This window comes from Mycobacterium sp. 360MFTsu5.1 (genome assembly GCF_000383495.1).
GTDB classification, from domain to species: Bacteria; Actinomycetota; Actinomycetes; order Mycobacteriales; family Mycobacteriaceae; genus Mycobacterium; species Mycobacterium mucogenicum_B.
Window position 1 is genome coordinate 63,757 of sequence record NZ_KB911474.1, and the last position, 18,786, is coordinate 82,542.

Consider the following 18,786-nt stretch of genomic DNA (forward strand, 5'->3'; position numbering starts at 1 on the left):
ACGTCAGATGGCGTCGCTGCCCCGCTCACCCGTGCGGACGCGCACCACGGTTTCGACAGAGGTGACCCACACCTTGCCGTCGCCGATCTTGCCCGTCCGCGCGGCCTGCACGATGACATCCACGACCTTGTCGACCGACGCGTCGTCGACGATGACCTCGACCCGCACCTTGGGCACGAAATCCACCGAGTACTCAGCACCGCGGTAGACCTCGGTGTGGCCCTTCTGGCGGCCGTAGCCCTGCACCTCGCTGACGGTCATCCCGAGGATTCCCATTTGCTCCAGACCGGTCTTGACGTCTTCGAGCGTGAACGGCTTGACGATCGCCGTGATCAACTTCATTTGATCAATTCCTTCCAAATAACCGCGAAACCCGTGGATGTCACCGTAAATCCTTCCCGATCACGCGAATTCATAAGCGGTTTCCGCGTGTTCGGCCTCGTCGATACCGGTGGCCTCATCTTCCTTGTCGAGGCGCAGGCCGATGGTGTACTTGACGATCAAGGCCAAGATAGCCGTACCGATCGCCGAGTAGGCAAGCACCGCGAACGCGCCGACGGCCTGACGCCACAGCTGGTCGAACCCGCCGCCGTAGAACAGGCCCTTGACCGCGGCCGGAGCCTCGGGAGCGGCCACCAGGCCGACCATCAGGGTGCCGAACAGACCACCGACGAGGTGCACACCGACGACGTCGAGCGCATCGTCGAAGCCCAGCTTGAACTTCAGGCCCACCGCCAGCGCGCAGACCACACCGGCGCCCGCACCGATCGCCAGCGCACCGAGCACGTTGACCGACGAGCAGGACGGGGTGATGGCCACCAGGCCGGCCACGATGCCCGACGCCGCACCCAGCGAGGTGGCGTGGCCGTCACGAATCTTTTCCGTCAGCAGCCAGAACAGCATTGCGGCGGCGGTCGCCACCGTGGTGGTGACGAAGGTCGTCGCGGCGACACCGTCAGAGGTCAGCGCCGAACCGGCGTTGAAGCCGTACCAGCCGAACCACAGCAGACCGGCGCCCAGCATGACGAACGGCAGGTTGTGCGGCCGCATCGGAGTGGTGGGCCACCCGGCGCGCTTGCCCAGGATGATCGCCAGCACCAGACCCGCGGTACCGGAGTTGATGTGCACCGCGGTACCACCGGCGAAGTCGATTGCCTTGAGGTGGTTGGCGATCCAGCCGCCGTGCTCGCCGGTGATGCCGTCGAACGCGAACACCCAGTGCGCGACAGGGAAGTAGACGAAGGTGGCCCACAGGCCGGCGAACAGCAGCCAGCCGCCGAACTTGAGGCGGTCAGCCACGGCGCCGGAGATCAGGGCGACGGTGATGATCGCGAACATCAGCTGGAACGCCACGAACACCAGCTGCGGGATGGTCCCGGCGAGCGGGATCTTGACGGCCGCGGTGGTTCCCGCGGCAAGATGCGACACCAACGAGTTGCCGCCGATCAGGCCCTTGAGTCCCCAGTATTGCGTCGGATCCCCGACGAAGCCCCACTTGTCGTTGCCGAATGCCAACGAGTAGCCGAACAGCACCCACAAAACCGTGACGACGCCCATCGCACTGACGCTCATCATGATCATGTTGAGCACACCCTTACGGCGCACCATGCCGCCGTAGAAGAACGCCAGACCCGGTGTCATCAGCAGCACGAGTGCAGCACTCGCCAACATCCATGCTGTGTCACCGGTGTCCGGCGTGCCCAAGATAGGGAATCCATCCACTGGCCGCTTCCTCCTTAACCCATGTCACAGGCAGATGCCGATGACCTAGGCCAGAACTTTGCGCATCGGTTGTTTCGCCGACGGCGCGCGGGCGTTTCACATATGTGAACGGATCGACCAGTTACGTTTCGGCGCGGTTAATGCCCTCTTCGTAGGCCCCGGCCCGCCCTGTGAGTTCCCGACGCGCAACAACAAAACCGCCCTATTCCGGGTGGAATAGGGCGGTTTCGCATCTTCTCGTCAGCGGGAGGCAACCACTCGGCCGGCGGTGGCGACTACCCCAGGAGGGCGTCGACGAAGGCTGCGGGCTCGAACGGCGCCAGGTCGTCGGGCCCCTCGCCGAGACCGACGAGCTTGACCGGCACGCCGAGCTCCTGCTGCACCCGGAACACGATGCCGCCCTTCGCGGTGCCGTCAAGCTTGGTCAGCACCACGCCGGTGATGTCGACCACCTCGGCGAAGACCCGGGCCTGCGGCAGGCTGTTCTGGCCGATCGTGGCGTCGAGCACCAGCAGCACCTCGTCGACCTTGGCGCGCTTCTCGACGACGCGCTTCACCTTGCCCAGCTCGTCCATCAGACCGGTCTTGGTGTGCAGCCGGCCTGCCGTGTCCACCACGACGACGTCAGCGCCCGCTGCGATGCCCTTGTCGACGGCGTCGAAGGCGACGGAGGCCGGGTCCGCGCCCTCGGGGCCGCGCACGATGTCGGCGCCGACGCGGGCGCCCCAGCTCTGCAGCTGGTCGGCCGCGGCGGCGCGGAAGGTGTCGGCCGCGCCGAGCACGACGCGGCGGCCGTCCGCGACCAGCACGCGGGCCAGCTTGCCGACGGTGGTCGTCTTACCGGCTCCGTTGACGCCGACGACCAGCAGCACCGACGGCTTGTCGGCGTGCGGCAGCGCCTTGATGGACCGGTCCAGATCGGTTCGCAGTTCCTTGATCAGCACCTCACGCACCACCGCACGGACGTCGGCCTCGGTGCGCACATTGGCCTCGGCCATGCGGCTGCGCAGCGCGGTGACGATCGATTCGGTGGCGACGGGCCCCAGGTCGGCGATCAGCAGGGTGTCCTCGATGGACTCCCACGAGTCCTCGTCGAGGTCGCCGCCACCGAGCAGGCCCAGCATGCTGCGGCCCAGCGTGGTCTGCGACTTGGCCAGGCGGCCGCGCAGGCGCTCCAGCCGGCCCGCGGTCGGTGCGATCTCGTCGCGCGGGGCGACCTCGGGCTCCGGCTCGGGAGCTGCCTCGGGTTCGGGTTCGGGCGCAATCGTCGGCTCGGGCTCGGCGACCACGTCCGGCTCGGCGACCACGTCGGGCGCCTCAGCGACCACGTCCGGCTCGACCACGACCTCCGGCGCCTCGACCGCAGGCTCGGGCAGCTGCACATCGGCGATGGTGCGCTTGCGCGAGTCTCGCGGAATCTCGGCGTCGTCGCCGACGGTAGGCAGCTTCTCCGCGGTGTCCGAACTACTGAACGTGATGCCTGATGACGCCGTGTAGCCGCCGGACCGGTCCAGCTTCGGAGTCTCCTCCGGCGCGGACAGCGAAATCCTGCTGCGCCGGTAGCGGACGAATCCGACCACCAGCGCGGTGACAACGAGAACAGCAATGATCGCTATCGCGATCCAGAGACCTTCCGACACCGTGCCATTCTGTCAGCCGCTCCCCCGACGCCCACGCCTGGCGCTGACTCGGCGGTAGCGGCGCGCAAGTGCGCGTGGACGTCACCCCGGACGCAGGGTGCACCCCTACGTCGGGCTGGAGACCAACTCCTGGCCACGCATGCGCTGCGAGATCACCTGGGTGATGCCGTCGCCCTGCATGGTGACGCCGTAGAGCGCGTCGGCGACCTCCATGGTCGGCTTCTGGTGCGTGATGACGATCAGCTGCGACTTTTCCCGTAGCTGCTCGAACAAACTGATCAGACGGCGCAGGTTCACGTCGTCCAGCGCGGCCTCGACCTCGTCCATGACATAGAAGGGTGACGGGCGGGCGCGGAAGATCGCCACCAGCATCGCCACCGCGGTGAGTGACTTCTCACCGCCCGACAGCAGCGACAACCGCTTGACCTTCTTACCCGGCGGCCGGGCCTCGACCTCGATGCCGGTGGTGAGCATGTCGCTGGGATTGGTCAGCAGCAGCCGGCCCTCGCCGCCGGGGAACAGCGTCTGGAACACCTGGCTGAACTCGGCCTCCACATCGGCGTATGCCTCGGTGAACACCCGCAGGATGCGCTCATCGACGTCGGCGATGACGTCCATCAGATCCTTGCGAGCGCCCTTGACGTCCTCCAGCTGAGTGGACAGGAAGTTGTAGCGCTCCTCGAGCGCGGCGAACTCCTCCAGCGCCAAGGGATTCACCCGGCCGAGCTCGGCGAGTTCCTTCTCGGCCTTCTTCGCGCGGCGCTCCTGGGTGGGCCGGTCGAAGGCCATCGGCGTGGGCGCGCTGACCTGCTCGCCACGTTCCTTGGCCTGCTCGTACTCGGCCATCTCGAGTTCGGTCGGCGGCAGCGGCACGTCCGGTCCGTACTCGGCGACCAGATCGGTGACCGCCATGCCGAACTGCTCCAGCGCCTGCTGCTCGAGTTGCTCGATACGAAGGGCCGCTTGGGCTTTCGCGACCTCGTCACGGTGCAACGCCTCGGTTAACGCAGCTGCCCGGGCGCTGAGTTCGGACACTTCTGCCCTGACCCGCGTCAATCCCTCGGAGCGCTGAGCGCGCTCGGTGGCGAGCGCGTCGCGTTTGCGCGCCGCCAGAGTCACTGTGGCAGCCAGCTTTTCGGCCACCAGCCGCCCGGAGTCCGCGACCGCGGCCGCGACCTTCGCCGCGTTCTCGCGCGCTTCGCGGGCGCGCGCCGCCCGCACCCGAGCCTCACGCTCGGCCGCCGCGGCGCGGCGCAGCGAATCCGCCCGTCCGCGAACGGCATTCGCGCGCTCCTCAGCGGTACGCACTGCCAGCCGGGCCTCGACCTCGATCGCTCGCGCCTCTTCGGCGGCCGCAGTCGTCTCGGACCGGTCGACGAACTCGACGTCGAACATCGGCTCCTGCTGCGCGTTGTGGAACCGGTCTTCCAGCTCCGCCAGCTCGGCCAGGGTGCGGCTGCGGCCGGCTTCCAGCTCGTCGCGCTGCCGGATCAGCTGTTGCCACTCGGCCTCAGCGGTCCGGGCCTCGTGCCCGAGCCGGGCCAGCTGCTCATAGATCGCCGAGATCGCGGCGTCGGACTCGTGCAGCGCGGCCAGCGCGTGTTCGACGGCGTCACGACGCGCCTTCTGTTCAGCGAGGGCACCGGACAGCGCGGCACCGTATTCACCGGTCTGGCGATCGGCCTCGACCAGCGCGGCGCGAGCCTTGTCGATCTCTGCGGTGATCTCGAGGGCGCTCGGCTTACGGTCCGACCCGCCGCTGACCCACCCCGCGCCGACCAGGTCACCGTCGGCCGTGACGGCCCGCAGCTCCGGGCGCGCAGCCACCAGCTCCAGCGCCGCCGGCAGATCGTCGACCACAACGACCCGGCCGAGCATGGCGTGCATCGCTCCCGCCAACCGGGACGGTACCTCGACCAGGTCCAGCGCCCACAGCGCCCCGGACGGCAAATCCCCACGCGGCGAAGCGGTTTCGCCGGGCCAGTCACCCAGCACGATGGCGGCGCGGCCACCGTCGCCCTTCTTGAGCGCGTCGACCGCGGCCCGGGCGGCATCGAAACTCTCGGCCGCGAGCGCGTCGGCAGCGGCGCCCAGCACCGCCGCGATGGCCGCCTCATGGCCCGGCTGCACCCGCACCAGCTCGGCGACCGAACCGAAAAGCCCTGCGCCGTCATGGTTTTCCTGCAGCCACGCCGAGCCGTCTTTGAGATCCAGGGTCACCGACAAGGCGTCGATACGCGCGCGCAGCGAGGCCACTTGCTTCTCCGCGGCGCGCTCGGCGGCCTGCAGTTCGTCGACGCGTTCGTCGGCCTGCAGCATGGCGTTGATGGTGCGGTCGTGGTGTTCGTCCAGCCCGTACTCGCCGGCATCGAGCTCGCCGACCTGGCTCTGCACCAGTTCGAACTCGGCTTTCGCCTGCTCGACCCGGGCGGCCGCCTCCTCGATGCTGCCGGTCAGCCGGACCGCGCCCTCGTCGATCGATTCGATACGGGTGCGCATCGTGTCGACCTGTCCCGACAACCGCGCAAGCCCTTCGCGCCGGTCCGCCTCGGCGCGGGCCGCTGCCATCTGGGCGCGTTCGGCGTCGGCCGCGGCACGTTCGCATTCGGCCAGCGCGCCGCGGGCGGCTTCCAGCCGGGTCCGGGATTCGGCGAGTTCGGCGAGCAGTTGTTCCTCGTGCTCGGCGACGGCGTCGGCCTCGGCGTCGAGCGCGTCCGGGTCCGGCCCGGTCGACACCTCCGGATCGGCGTCCAGCAGATTGGTGCGCTCGGTGGCGATGCGGACGGTGGCGCTGACCCGTTCGGCCAACGCGGACAACCGGAACCAGGTCTGCTGCGCGGCCTCGGCCCGTCCGGACAGGCCCGATACCGCAGCTTCGTGGCCGGCCAGCTCCGCCGAGGCGGCCTCGAGCCGCTCGGCCACTTCTCCGTGCTCGCGCCGCAGCGCCGTCTCGGTCTGGTTGGTGTCGTCGAACTCGGCCTGCCGGGTCACCAGGTCGTCGGCGGCCAGGCGCAGCCGCGCGTCGCGCAGATCGGCCTGGATGGTCTGCGCGCGGCGCGCCATCTCGGCCTGCCGGCCCAGCGGCTTGAGCTGACGGCGCAGCTCGGTGGTGAGGTCGGTCAGGCGCGCCAGGTTGGCCTGCATGGCGTCGAGCTTGCGGACCGCCTTCTCCTTGCGCCGGCGGTGCTTGAGCACCCCGGCGGCCTCCTCGATGAAGGCGCGCCGGTCCTCGGGGCGCGATTCCAGGATTTCCGAGAGCTTGCCCTGGCCGACGATGACGTGCATCTCACGGCCGATACCGGAGTCGGACAGCAGTTCCTGGACGTCCATGAGCCGGCAACTGCTGCCGTTGATCTCGTACTCGCTCGCGCCGTCGCGGAATACGCGCCGCGTGATCGAAACCTCGGAGTACTCGATCGGCAGGGCGTTGTCCGAGTTGTCGATGGTCAGGGTCACCTCGGCCCGGCCCAGCGGGGCTCGCGACGACGTGCCGGCAAAGATGACGTCTTCCATCTTGCCGCCGCGCAGGGTCTTGGCGCCCTGTTCGCCCATCACCCAGGTCAGGGCGTCGACGACGTTCGATTTGCCCGAACCGTTCGGCCCCACCACGCAGGTGATGCCAGGTTCGAAGCGAAGAGTCGTCGGCGACGCGAAGGACTTGAAGCCCTTCAGCGTCAGACTCTTCAGATGCATGGGGTGAAACCCTACCGTCGCGCCGGTTAAATGCCGGGGACCCCTGGGCTTCTAACGCTCAGAAAATCCCTCGATCGGGTCGCCCGCGGCGGCCCAGTCGTCGACGACTGTCGTGACCGTGCCCGGGGTCGTGCCGCTGCGCAGGAGCTCCAGCAGCCGCTCGCAATCGGCGCGCGGCCCCTGCGCGACGACGTGCACCCGGCCGTCCGGCTTGTTGCTGGCGTAGCCCGTGAGGCCCAGCTCCAGCGCCCTGGCCCGGGTCCACCACCGGAACCCGACGCCCTGTACCTGGCCGTGCACCCAGGCCGACAGCCGGACCACGTCGGCGGAGCCGACAATCGGGCCTTCAGCGGTCACTCGGCAAACTCGAAGGTGACCTCGGTGCCCGCCTTGAGCGTGCGGCCGACCGTGCAGACCTTGTCGATGGCCCGCTCGACGACGATCTTGAGCCGCTTGATCTCGTCTTCCGACAGGCTCGAGAGATCCAACTCCATGGACTCCTGCAACAGCGGGTAGACCTCGTTCTCCCGGTCCGGCGGCCCCGACACCCGGATGGTGGTCTGGTAGTCGTCGCCGAGGCGGGTCCGCAACGGCGCATCGCTGCTCATCCCGCTGCACGCCGCCAACGCGATCTTGAGCAATTCCCCCGGGGTGAAGACGCCCTCGACGTCCTCGGACCCGACGAGGACCTCGGCTCCTCGCGAGCTGTGCCCGGTGTAGCGGCGCACCCCGGTGCGTTCGACCCACAGTTCCGTCATGGCTCATTTGTACCGTGCCGACGGCACTGTTCCTGCAGGGAACCTTGTTGAGGCCCAGGTAATGTCAGGGGCCGCACAACTCTCGGGGGGAGAGATCACATGACGTACCCACCGCAAGGCCCGTATCCAGGCCCGTCCGGGTACCCGCAGCAGGGCCCATACGCCGTCGGCCAACCGGTTGCTCCCGGCTACCCCGCTTACGGACCGCCCGCCGCATATGGCCCGCCGGGATACGGTCCGGCGCCCGGGCAGCCGATGCCCTACGGCTATCCCGGTGCCCCACCGCCGAACTCCGGCGGTCCGGGCAAGTGGATCCTCATCGTCGGCGCCGTGGTGCTGGTCCTGGTCCTCGGTGGCGTGGGCATCTACGCGCTGACCGGTTCCTCCGACGACGACCAGTCCACGTCCGCGAGCAGCGCCAGCAGTCAGTCTGGCCAGACGCGCAGCGGTGGAACCGCCCCTAGAACGTCGAGTGGCGCCAATTCCGAGGAAGACGAGATTCGCCAGTTCCTGGCCTCGTTCGGCGGCGGCGACATCGCCTCGATCTCCTGCGCCAACGACCGCAAGTTCTTCGGTCAGGCGGGCGGCGACGCATTCGGCAGCATGCCGGTGCCGAAAGTCGCAGGTGACCCGGAGAGCATGAAAACCCTCGACATCACCGTCACCGGTGACCGCGCCACGGTCCAGCCCCCGGGGTCGTCGCAGGTTGCGATCTGGCTGCGTAAAGAAGGCGGCGAGTGGAAGTTCTGCTCCACTGACAACCCGGTGTTCAAGAACCTGCCCGGCACCCGCTGATCCGGCGGCGCGCTTGCCGCCGCTCCCGCCCGAGGTCGACAGGCCTCCCGGCGATTCCGGGCGCTCGGCGCCGATCTCGACATCACGCACCACTTCTCAAGGAGCGACCAGACCATGACCTATCCCCCGCTCGGGCCGCAGCCAGGCGGTCAGCCGTGGCAGCAACCGCAGCAGCCGGCACCCGGGTTCCCGCCGGCCGGCTACGGCCAGGCACCTGGGTACGGACAGGCCCCGGGATACGGGCAGGCACCCGGCTACGGGCAAGCGCCCGGTTATGGACAGGCACCCGGCTATCCGATGGGGCCCGGATACGGCCAGGCGCCGGGGTTTCCGCCGGGCCCCGGTTATCCCGGCGCTCCCACCCCGAACAACAACAAGAAGCTGCTGTTCGGCGGGCTGGCCCTGCTCGCGGTCATCGGCATCGTGATCGGCGTGGTGCTGTGGACGTCGGGCTCCGGCGGTGGGCTCAGCGCGCTCGGCGGTAACTCCGACGAGGACCAGATTCGAAGCCTGATGAGCGATCCGACGGCGTTGAAGGACCACCGGTGCGAGGCCGACACCAAGTTCTTCAGCAAGTTCCCCGGCCTCTCCGACGGCAAGAAGGCGCCGGTGGGGCCCAAGGTGAAGGTCACCGTCAACAGCGTCGACGTGACCGGCGAGCGTGCCACCGTGAATGTCACCACGCGCGCGGAAAGCGGACGCGAGGCGACCACCACCATCTACTTCCGCAAGGAAAGCGGTGAGTGGAAGTACTGCCTGACCGACTCCCCGGAGATGAAGAAGCTTCAGCAGCTGCCCGGGATGAAGTAACCCGAGGCTGACCGGCGTTTCCGGTGGTAGACGGCCCAGCGGTGTTAACTTGGACGGCAAGCACAGTTCACAGGGAGCGACCAGACATGACCTATCCCCCGCTCGGGCCGCAGCCAGGCGGTCAGCCGTGGCAGCAGCCGCAGCAGCCGGCACCCGGGTTCCCGCCGAGCGGCTACGGTCAGCCGGGATACGGCCAATCCCAGCCCGCCTATGGGCAGCCCACCTACGGACAGCCCGCCTACGGTCAGCCGGCGTATGGCCAACCGGCCTACGGCCAGCCCGGGTACGGACAGCCGCCGGGTTACCCGCCGATGGGCCCGGGGTTCCCCGGCGCACCGCAACCCAAGTCGAACGGCCCGAAGTGGGCCCTGATCGGTGGGCTCGCGGCCATCGTCGTCGTCGGCATCGTGCTCGCCGTGGTCCTGGTCACCAATTCCGGCGGTGGGCTCAGCGCACTGGGCGGCAATTCCGATGAGGATCAGATTCGGAGCCTGATGAGCTCGGGGCCGTCGTCGATCAAAGAGCGCTCGTGCGAGAACGACCAGAAGTTCTTCAGCAAGTTCCCCGGCATCGCCGACAGCACGGGCACCAATCCGACCGGGGCCAAGGGCAAGGCGACCGTCGACAGCGTCAACGTGACCGGGGATACCGCCACCGCGGAAGTCACCGCGACGTCGAGCAGCGGCCTGGAGCGTTCCGGCACCCTCTACTTCCGCAAGGAAAGCGGCGAGTGGAAGATCTGCTTCACCGACTCACCGCAGCTGAAGCAGCTGCAGAACCTGCCCGGCATGAAGTAATCGACCTGTGACTTACCCGGCCGCTGTTGGCATTTCGGGTAACGGCGCTGGTGTTACGTTGGACACCAAGCACAGTCCACAGGGAGCGCGCAGACATGACCTATCCCCCGTCCGGTTCGGATCCGGGCGCCCAGCCCTGGCAGCCGCCACAGCAGCCGACCGAGGGATACGGCCAGCCTGCGTACGGTCCACCGGCCTATGGGCAACCGGTCTACGGGCAGCCTGACTACGGCCAACCCGCCTACGGCCAACCCACGTACGGACAGCCCACGTACGGACAGCCGACCTACGGCCAGCCCGGCTATGGACAGCCGCCCTACGGTCAACCGGCCTATGGACCGCCGCCCGGATACCCGATGGGGCCCGGCTTCCCGGGTCAGCCGGGGTTCCCGCCGCCCACACCGCCCAACAACACCCGTAAGTGGGCGCTCATCGGCGCGGCGATCTGCGCCGTCGTCCTCGTGATCGGGGTCGTCGTCGCGGTGGTGGCGACACGCTCCGATTCCGGTTCGGACACCGCGTCCGCCGGTGGGCAGGTGACCATCGGCGGATCGTCGACGGACGAGGACAAGATCCGCGACCTGATGACGTCGCAGATCGATACCTTCGACGACTTCAAGGCGCACTCCTGCGCGAACGACGTGAAGCTGTACGACAAGGTGCCGTCGATCGCGGGCAAGTTCGGCAAGGGCAGCGACAGCGACGCCGGCCCCGGTTCGACCAAGAGCGCCGAGATCACCGACATCAACGTCAACGGCGATCGCGCGACGGTGAACGTCAAGTCGGCCAGCGGGGTCACCAGCGTTCCACTGCGCAAAGAAGGCGGCGAGTGGAAGTTCTGCATGACCGATTCGCCGAAGTTCAAGGGCATTCCCGGGCTGAAGTAGCCCGGACCGTCAGATCGGTCGCGGAATGCGTGGCCGCGGTTGGCATTTCGGGCAGTAGTACGACGAGCGGTTCATGAACTTCTCCCGCCGGATCGCCGTGCCACAGCGGCGGCACGGCTCCCCTTCCTGGCCATAGGCGTCCAGCGATCGGTCGAAGTACCCGGACTCGCCGTTGACGTTGACGTACAGCGAGTCGAATGACGTGCCGCCTTGTGCCAGAGCCGAATTCATCACGTCGGCCGCGTGGACGAGGAGCTCCCCCAGCCGGCGGCGCGCCAGCGCCGAGGCCGGGCGAAACCCGTTGACCTGCGCCCGCCACAGCGATTCGTCGGCGTAGATGTTGCCGACACCGGACACGACGGTCTGGTCCAGCAGCTGACGCTTGATCTCGGAGTCCTTGCGCCGCAAGACATTCACCACGGCATCCGGATCAAATGCGGGATCCAGCGGATCACGGGCGATGTGCGCCACCGGCACCGGCACGACGCTGCCGTCGACCTCGACCAGGTCGCACACCTGCCAACCACCGAAAGTCCGTTGGTCGACGAAACTCAGTTCGGTGCCGTCGTCGAGCACGGCCGCGATGCGCAGGTGCGACGGCCGGGCCGGCGGCCCGATCAGCATCTGGCCACTCATGCCCAGGTGCACCACGAGCGCCTCGTCACCGTCGAGGGTCAGCCACAGGTACTTGCCGCGGCGGCCCGTCCCGGTGATCCGGCGTCCGGCCAGCCGGCCGGCCAGATCAGCGGGACCGTTGTCGTGCCGTCGCACGGCGCGCGGGTGCAGCACCCGTACCGTGGTGAAACCTTTTGCCACGACATGTGATTCGAGGCCGCGGCGGACGACCTCGACCTCTGGAAGCTCAGGCATTGCTGACGGCGTCGGGATCGACCGCGGGGCTGGCCTCCAGCGCCTGGTACGCCGCCGCGGCGGCGTGCTGTTCGGCTTCCTTCTTGGTGCGCCCGGTGCCTTCGCCGTAGTCGATGCCGCCCACCACCGCCCGTGCGGTGAACTCCTTGTCGTGCTCCGGGCCGGTGGACGTCACGACGTACGAGGGGACGCCGATCCGGCGGGCCGCGGACAGCTCCTGCAGGCTGGTTTTCCAGTCCAGACCCGCACCGAGACTCGCCGCGGTATCGAGCGCGGCGCTGAACAGCCCCATCACCACGGTTTGGGCCACCTCATGGCCGTGCTCGACATACGTTGCACCGAGCAGTGATTCGAGTCCGTCGGCCAGCAGGTTCGCCTTCTGGGCACCGCCGCTGGCCATCTCGCCGCGGCCCAGCAGCAGGTAGCTACCCAGCCCGTCGGGGGTGAGGCTGCGCGCGATCTCGGCCAACGCCTGGGTGTTCACCACCGCGGACTTGAGCTTGGCCAGCTCGCCTTCACTCCGGTCCGGGTAGCGGCGGAAAATCTCGGCCGTGATCACCAATCCGAGCACGGCGTCGCCCAGGAACTCCAGCCGTTCGTTGGTCGGCAGGCCGCCGTTCTCGTACGCGTAGCTGCGGTGGGTCAGCGCCACGGTCAGCAGATCATCGGGCAACTGCACGCCCAGCGCCGCCAGCAGCGGCGCACGATCTACCGTCACGAACCGCCCTCCGACGAAGCCCCGTCGGCGTCGGAGGTCTCGGGCAGCAGCGCCGACAACTTCGCCCATCGCGGGTCGATCTTGTCGTGGTGATGGTCCGGTTCGGCATCGAGCAGGCGCACACCACAATCCGGGCACAGCCCCGGGCAGTCCGGCGTGCACAGCGGCGAGAACGGCAGCGACAGCCCGACCTCGTCGATGATCGACTGTTCGAGATCGACGGCGTCGTCGACGACGTGGCCGACCTCGTCTTCCTCGGTGGTGGCCTCGGTCGCGCTGTCGGGATACGCGAACAGCTCGGTGAGGTCGACGGTGACGTGCCCGGACATCGGGTTGAGGCACCGCGAACACTCGCCGGTGGTCGGCGCGGACACCGACCCCGTCACCAGCACGCCCTCCGACACCGACTGCAGTAGCAGGTCGAGTTCGATGGGCGCCCCGGGCGCGATCGCCATCAGATCCAGGCCGATCCGCTCGGGACTGGGCACGGTTTCGACGTGCGTGATCATCGACCCGGGCCGGCGGCCCAATCGGGCAATGTCAATGGTCAGCGGACTCGGGCCAGGCATTCCTCAATCCTACGTCGGCGCCGATCATCGACCGGACACCATTCCCGCAAAGCGGTTCAGCGCTGGGCGTAGTCGTGCGTGCCGGCAGCGGTACGCAGCTGGTGCCGGCCCCGGCTGACCGAGCGCAGCGTGCCCTGGAGGTGCTCCTCGAACTCGGCGAGCTTGGTGTCGACGTAGATGTCGCACTCGCCGCGCAGTCGGTCGGCCTCGGCGTGCGCGGAGTCGATCATGCGGGTGGCCTCGGCGTGGGCGGTCTGAACGACCTCGGTCTCGGACACCAGGCGCTGCTGCTCCTTGATGCCCTCCTGCACGGCCTTCTCGTAGGACAGATTGCCGCTCTCCAGCAGCCGGTCGACCTCGGCCTTGGCCCGGTTGGTGCTGGCCTCGTACTCACGCTTGGCGGTGCTGGCGATCCGGTTGGCCTCTTCGCGGGCCTCGACGACCATGCGCTCGCTGTGTGCGCGCGCCTCGGAGACCATGCGGTCGGCCTGCGCCTTCGCGTCGGCCAGCAGCCGGTCCGCCTCGGCACGGGCGTGGTTGACCAGCGAATCCGCCTCGGCCGTGGCCGACGACACCATCGAGTCGGCGTGCTGCTTGGCCTCGCGCAGCATCCCGTCGCGGGCGTCCAGGACGTCCTGGGCGTCGTCCAGCTCGCCGGGGATCGCGTCCTTGATGTCGTCGAGAAGTTCCAGAACATCGCCCCGCGGCACCATGCAGCCCGCGGTCATCGGCACTCCGCGTGCCTCTTCCACGATCGCGCCGAGCTCGTCCAGCGCCTCAAATACTCGGTACACGGCAACATCCTCCAGGCGTAGTTGGTTGTTACCAGTGTGCCTGTTGTTACTCGTGTGACTGGGCTTTGGCGGTCGGTGTGTCGCGAACAGGATTTGCTTGTTCGCTGACTCTGCCGCTGAGGCGCAGAAGTACAAGTAGCCCGAGCCCGGGTAACAGGACCGGCGATGACGTCCCGTCGGCCCTGCCAACAGGGCGCACAAGTGCGGGACGGCCGGGCCGTCACCGCGGGGTCAACGCCCTCAGCCGGCCAGCTTGGCCTGCAGCCGCTTGTTCACCACCGGCGGCAGCAGGTCGGTGACGTCACCCCCGAGGGCCGCCACCTCCTTGGCCAACGAAGACGACACGAACGAGAACTGCGGCTTGGTCGCGACGAAGAACGTGTCGACGCCGGCGACGTGCCGGTTCATCTGAGCCATCTGCAGCTCGTATTCGAAGTCGGTGCCGGTGCGCAGGCCCTTGACGATGGCCGTCAACCCGCGCGACCGGGCGAAGTCGACGACGAGACCCGACCCGGCCTCGGCGCGCAGGTTCGGCAGATGCGACGTCGCCTCGGTGATCATCGCGATGCGTTCCTCCGCGGTGAACATGCCCTTCTTGTTGGGGTTCACCAGCACCGCCACGACCACCTCGTCGAACTGGGCCGCCGCCCGCTCGAAGACATCGAGGTGACCAAGGGTTATCGGATCGAAGGATCCCGGGCAGACCGCACCACTCATAGCCCATGACGGTACAAGGCGCGGCGGCGTCAGTCCCGACTGGTCAGAGGAGTCCACTCCGCCATTTCGAGTCGGGTGTCGCCGTACCGCCGCTCCTTCAGCACGGTCCAGCGGGCCGGCCAGACGAGCGCCGGACCGGACGCCGGGCGCTCGATCACCGCGATGGCACCCTCGGCCAGCCAGCCACCCGAAACAAGCTGCCCGACAACGGCTTCCACGTCCGCGGCCGGCACGTCGTAGGGCGGGTCCGCGAACACCAGGTCCACCGGCCGCGGCGCCGACGTCGCCGCCACACTGGATGCCGTACCGCAACGGACGACGGCGCCGTCGACCCCGAGCTCGGCGATGTTCCGCGAGATCACCGCCGCGGCGCGCCGATCGGCCTCCACGAACAGGGCCGACGCCGCACCCCGGGACAGCGCCTCCAGCCCGAGCGCACCCGATCCGGCGTACAGGTCGAGCACCCGCGCCCCGTCGAAGTCCAGCCGCGCTTCCAGCACGTTGAACAGCGATTCACGCACTCGATCGGTGGTCGGCCGAGTCCCTTTGGCGGGCACCGAGATCCGGCGGCCGCCGTGGCGGCCGCCAATGATCCGGGTCAGCTGATCACCACGAGCAGATCGCCACCTTCCACACCCGCGGTGGGTGTGACGGCGATCCGCGCGACGGTACCGGCCTTGGGTGCGGTGATGGCCGCCTCCATCTTCATGGCCTCGATGGTCGCGATGGTCTGGCCTGCGTCGACCTCGTCACCGACCGCGACGCCGACGGTGACGACGCCCGCGAACGGGGCGGCAACATGGTCCGGGTTGTTGCGATCAGCCTTCTCGGCGGCCGGCACGTCCGCGGCAATGGCGCGGTCGCGCACCAGCACCGGGCGCAGCTGCCCGTTGATCAGGCACAGCACGGTACGCATGCCGCGTTCGTCGGGCTCGGAGATCGCTTCGAGTCCGATGAGTAGCTCGACGCCCTTCTCCAGGTGCACGCGGTGCTCTTCGCCGCGGCGCAGACCGTAGAAGAACTGGTTGGCGCTGAGCCGCGAGGTGTCGCCGTACTCCTCGCGGTGCGCCAGGAACTCCTTCGTCGGACCGGGGAACAGCAGCCGGTTCAGCGCACCCTGGCGCACGGGGCCGGGGGTGGCCAGCTGGGCCTCGTCCTCCGCTGTCAGCTGCTGCTCGGGCCGGGCCGGGCCGCGCCCCTCCAATGCCTTGCTGCGCAACGGCTCCGGCCAACCGCCGGGCGGGTCGCCGAGCTCGCCGCGCAGGAAGCCGATGACGCTGTCCGGGATGTCGTAGCGCGACGGGTCGGTCGCGAAATCATCGGCGGTGACGTGGGCACCGACCAGCGACAGCGCCAGGTCACCGACTACCTTGCTCGAGGGCGTCACCTTGACCAGCCGGCCCAGGACGCGGTCGGCGCCGGCGTAGGCGTTCTCGATCTCCTCGAACCGGTCCCCCAGGCCCAGCGCAATCGCCTGCTGGCGCAGGTTGCTCAGCTGGCCGCCGGGGATTTCGTGGGTGTAGACGCGACCGGTCGGCGCCGGCAGACCGGACTCGAACGGCGCGTACACCCGGCGCAGCGCCTCCCAGTACGGCTCCAGGTCGCAGACCGCCTCCAGCGACAGCCCGGTGTCGTACTGCGTGTGCGCGGCGGCCGCGACGATGGACGATAGCGCGGGCTGGCTGGTGGTGCCGGCCAGCGGCGCCGAGGCACCGTCGACCGCGTCGGCGCCGGCGTACCAGGCGGCCATGTAGGTCGCGAGCTGCCCACCCGGGGTGTCGTGCGTGTGCACGTGCACCGGCAGGTCGAAGCGAGACTTCAACGCGGAAACCAGTTTTGCCGCGGCCGGCGGTCGCAGCAGACCGGCCATGTCCTTGATGGCCAGCACGTGCGCACCAGCCTCGACGATCTCGTCGGCGAGCTTGAGCCAGTAGTCCAGCGTGTAGATCGTCTCGCCCGGATTCATCAGGTCGCCGGTGTAGGACATCGCGACTTCGGCCACCGCGGAACCGGTTTCGCGCACCGCCTCGATGGCGGGGCGCATGGACGACACGTTGTTGAGCGCATCGAAGATCCGGAAGATGTCGATGCCGGTCGCCGTGGCTTCCTCGACGAACGCCGACGTCACCAGCTCCGGATACGGCGTGTAGCCGACGGTGTTGCGGCCGCGCAGCAGCATCTGCAGACAGATGTTGGGCATCGCCTCACGCAGTGCGGCCAGGCGCTCCCACGGATCTTCCTTCAGAAAGCGAAGGCCCACATCGTAAGTGGCGCCACCCCAACACTCGACCGACAGCAACTGCGGCGTCAACCGGGCGATGTACGGAGCGATCTCCAGCAGGCCGGTGGACCGCACGCGGGTCGCCAGCAGCGACTGGTGCGCGTCACGGAAGGTGGTGTCGGTGACGCCGACGGCCGGGGTGTCACGCAGCCAGCGCGCGAAGCCTTCCGGCCCCAGTTCGTCCAGCCGCTGCTTCGACCCCGCGGGCGGAGCCGCCTTCAGGTCGACGGCGGGCAGCTTGTCGCGCGGGTACACCGCCGCCGGGCGCGGCCCGTGCGGCTGGTTGACCGTGACATCGGCCAGGTAGTTGAGGATCTTGGTGCCGCGGTCGGCGCTACTGCGGGCGGTCAGCAGCTGCGGACGCTGGTCGATGAACGACGTCGTCACCTTTCCGGCGACGAAGTCGGGGTCGTCGAGCACCGCCTGCAGGAACGGGATGTTCGTCGAGACGCCGCGGATACGGAACTCGGCCAGGGCCCGCTTGGCGCGCGCCACGGCCGTCGTCAAATCCCTTCCGCGACAGGTCAATTTGACCAGCATGGAGTCGAAGTGGGCCGACACCTCGGCGCCGAGGTTGGTGCCGCCGTCGAGCCGGATGCCGGCGCCGCCCGGCGTGCGGTAGGCGGTGATGCGGCCGGTGTCGGGACGGAAGCCGTTGGCGGGGTCCTCGGTGGTGATGCGGCACTGCAGCGCGGCGCCGCGGGCCTGCATGGTCTCCTGGCTCAGGCCCAGCTCCTCGAGCGACGAGCCGGAGGCGATACACAACTGCGACGCGACGAGGTCGACCGCGGTGATCTCCTCGGTGACGGTGTGCTCGACCTGGATGCGTGGGTTCATCTCGATGAACACGTGCTGGCCGCGCTCGTCGACGAGGAACTCGACGGTGCCGGCGCACGTGTAGCCGATCTGCCGGGCGAAGGCCACGGCGTCGTTGCACATGCGCTCCCGCAGTCCGGGATCCAGGTTCGGCGCGGGCGCCAGCTCGATGACCTTCTGGTGCCGGCGCTGGACGCTGCAGTCGCGCTCGAACAGGTGCATGACGTTGCCGTGGGTGTCGGCGAGGATCTGCACCTCGATGTGCCGCGGGTTGACGACGGCCTGCTCCAGGAACACCGTCGGGTCACCGAACGCCGAATCAGCTTCGCGGGACGCGGCTTCGATGGCCTCGCGCAGGTCGGCCGGGTCGGCCACGCGGCGCATACCGCGGCCGCCACCACCGGCGACGGCCTTGACGAACAACGGGAACTGCATGTGCTCGGCGGCGGCAAGCAGGTCGTCGACCGACGACGACGGCTCCGACGAGGCCAGCACGGGCAGCCCGGCGGCGCGGGCCGATTCGATGGCGCGCGCCTTGTTGCCGGTCAGTTCGAGGATGTCGGAGCTGGGTCCGACGAAGGTGATGCCCGCGGCGGCGCAGGCGGCCGCCAGTTCGGGGTTCTCCGACAGGAAGCCATATCCCGGGTAGATCGCGTCGGCGCCGCACGCCAGCGCGGTGGCGACGATGTCGTCGACGTTCAGGTACGCCCGGACCGGATGGCCTTTCTCCCCGATCTGATACGACTCGTCAGCCTTGAGCCGATGCAGCGAGTTGCGGTCCTCGAACGGGTACACCGCGACGGTGGCGATACCCAGTTCGTTGGCTGCGCGAAAGGCCCGGATCGCGATCTCACCGCGATTGGCCACCAGGAGTTTGGAAATCACCCAGTGACCCTAGCGGTTACGGCCAGCTGAAGCA

General features: G+C 68.7%; 17 protein-coding genes. 4 read left to right on the forward strand and 13 right to left on the reverse strand.

The window, feature by feature from the left end; all coding sequences use genetic code 11:
- Positions 1–3: 3 nt before the first annotated feature.
- From H289_RS0125985 to H289_RS0126010, 6 genes are all read right to left on the reverse strand, one after another.
- On the reverse strand, positions 4–342 hold the full coding sequence (locus H289_RS0125985) for a P-II family nitrogen regulator (RefSeq protein ID WP_020103781.1): 339 nt from the start codon (positions 340–342) through the stop codon (positions 4–6).
- A gap of 60 nt (positions 343–402) precedes the next feature.
- Positions 403–1,722: an ammonium transporter gene (locus H289_RS31400; protein ID WP_167542136.1), complete on the reverse strand. Its 1,320-nt coding sequence runs from the start codon at positions 1,720–1,722 to the stop codon at positions 403–405.
- Between the two features lie 275 nt (positions 1,723–1,997).
- Positions 1,998–3,362 carry a signal recognition particle-docking protein FtsY gene (gene ftsY, locus H289_RS0125995; protein ID WP_020103783.1) on the reverse strand — a complete coding sequence of 455 codons (1,365 nt, stop codon included), beginning with the start codon at positions 3,360–3,362 and terminating at the stop codon, positions 1,998–2,000.
- Positions 3,363–3,467: 105 nt separating this feature from the next.
- Positions 3,468–7,055 (reverse strand): chromosome segregation protein SMC, encoded by a 3,588-nt coding sequence (gene smc / locus H289_RS0126000; protein WP_020103784.1) that lies wholly within the window; start codon positions 7,053–7,055, stop codon positions 3,468–3,470.
- 51 nt (positions 7,056–7,106) lie between these two features.
- Positions 7,107–7,412, reverse strand: coding sequence for an acylphosphatase (locus H289_RS0126005; RefSeq protein WP_020103785.1), 306 nt, complete (start codon positions 7,410–7,412; stop codon positions 7,107–7,109).
- Positions 7,409–7,813, reverse strand: coding sequence for an OsmC family protein (locus tag H289_RS0126010; protein ID WP_020103786.1), 405 nt, complete (start codon positions 7,811–7,813; stop codon positions 7,409–7,411). The genes H289_RS0126005 and H289_RS0126010 overlap by 4 nt, the downstream gene beginning before the upstream one ends.
- 99 nt (positions 7,814–7,912) lie before the next feature.
- Between H289_RS0126010 and H289_RS0126015 the strand changes: the two genes are divergently transcribed.
- From H289_RS0126015 to H289_RS0126030, 4 genes are all read left to right on the forward strand, one after another.
- On the forward strand, positions 7,913–8,608 hold the full coding sequence (locus tag H289_RS0126015; RefSeq protein WP_081633552.1) for a hypothetical protein: 696 nt from the start codon (positions 7,913–7,915) through the stop codon (positions 8,606–8,608).
- A gap of 114 nt (positions 8,609–8,722) precedes the next feature.
- Positions 8,723–9,418 carry a DUF4878 domain-containing protein gene (locus H289_RS0126020; protein WP_020103788.1) on the forward strand — a complete coding sequence of 232 codons (696 nt, stop codon included), beginning with the start codon at positions 8,723–8,725 and terminating at the stop codon, positions 9,416–9,418.
- A gap of 86 nt (positions 9,419–9,504) precedes the next feature.
- Positions 9,505–10,215 carry an Rv0361 family membrane protein gene (locus H289_RS0126025; protein ID WP_020103789.1) on the forward strand — a complete coding sequence of 237 codons (711 nt, stop codon included), beginning with the start codon at positions 9,505–9,507 and terminating at the stop codon, positions 10,213–10,215.
- A 95-nt stretch (positions 10,216–10,310) separates the two neighbouring features.
- Positions 10,311–11,102, forward strand: a complete 792-nt coding sequence (locus H289_RS0126030; RefSeq protein ID WP_020103790.1) for an Rv0361 family membrane protein — start codon at positions 10,311–10,313, stop codon at positions 11,100–11,102.
- A 9-nt stretch (positions 11,103–11,111) separates the two neighbouring features.
- Here H289_RS0126030 and mutM read toward each other — a convergent pair whose 3' ends face one another.
- From mutM to H289_RS0126065, 7 genes are all read right to left on the reverse strand, one after another.
- Positions 11,112–11,972, reverse strand: coding sequence for a bifunctional DNA-formamidopyrimidine glycosylase/DNA-(apurinic or apyrimidinic site) lyase (gene mutM / locus H289_RS0126035; RefSeq protein ID WP_020103791.1), 861 nt, complete (start codon positions 11,970–11,972; stop codon positions 11,112–11,114).
- Complete coding sequence (gene rnc, locus H289_RS0126040; protein ID WP_020103792.1) at positions 11,965–12,690, reverse strand: ribonuclease III; 726 nt, start codon at positions 12,688–12,690, stop codon at positions 11,965–11,967. Before rnc ends, mutM begins: the two co-directional genes overlap by 8 nt.
- A complete protein-coding gene (locus tag H289_RS0126045) occupies positions 12,687–13,259 on the reverse strand; it encodes a YceD family protein (RefSeq protein ID WP_171024441.1) in 573 nt (190 codons plus the stop codon). The genes rnc and H289_RS0126045 overlap by 4 nt, the downstream gene beginning before the upstream one ends.
- Before the next feature lie 56 nt (positions 13,260–13,315).
- The gene (gene sepIVA, locus H289_RS0126050) at positions 13,316–14,053 is read right to left on the reverse strand and encodes a cell division protein SepIVA (RefSeq protein WP_020103794.1); all 738 of its coding nucleotides are present in this window, start codon (positions 14,051–14,053) and stop codon (positions 13,316–13,318) included.
- Between the two features lie 240 nt (positions 14,054–14,293).
- Positions 14,294–14,770, reverse strand: a complete 477-nt coding sequence (gene coaD / locus H289_RS0126055) for a pantetheine-phosphate adenylyltransferase (protein WP_020103795.1) — start codon at positions 14,768–14,770, stop codon at positions 14,294–14,296.
- Positions 14,771–14,799: 29 nt separating this feature from the next.
- Entirely contained in the window at positions 14,800–15,372 is a 573-nt protein-coding gene (gene rsmD, locus H289_RS0126060; RefSeq protein ID WP_081633553.1) for a 16S rRNA (guanine(966)-N(2))-methyltransferase RsmD, read from the reverse strand.
- On the reverse strand, positions 15,369–18,752 hold the full coding sequence (locus H289_RS0126065; RefSeq protein ID WP_020103797.1) for a pyruvate carboxylase: 3,384 nt from the start codon (positions 18,750–18,752) through the stop codon (positions 15,369–15,371). Before H289_RS0126065 ends, rsmD begins: the two co-directional genes overlap by 4 nt.
- Between the last annotated feature and the right edge of the window lie 34 nt (positions 18,753–18,786).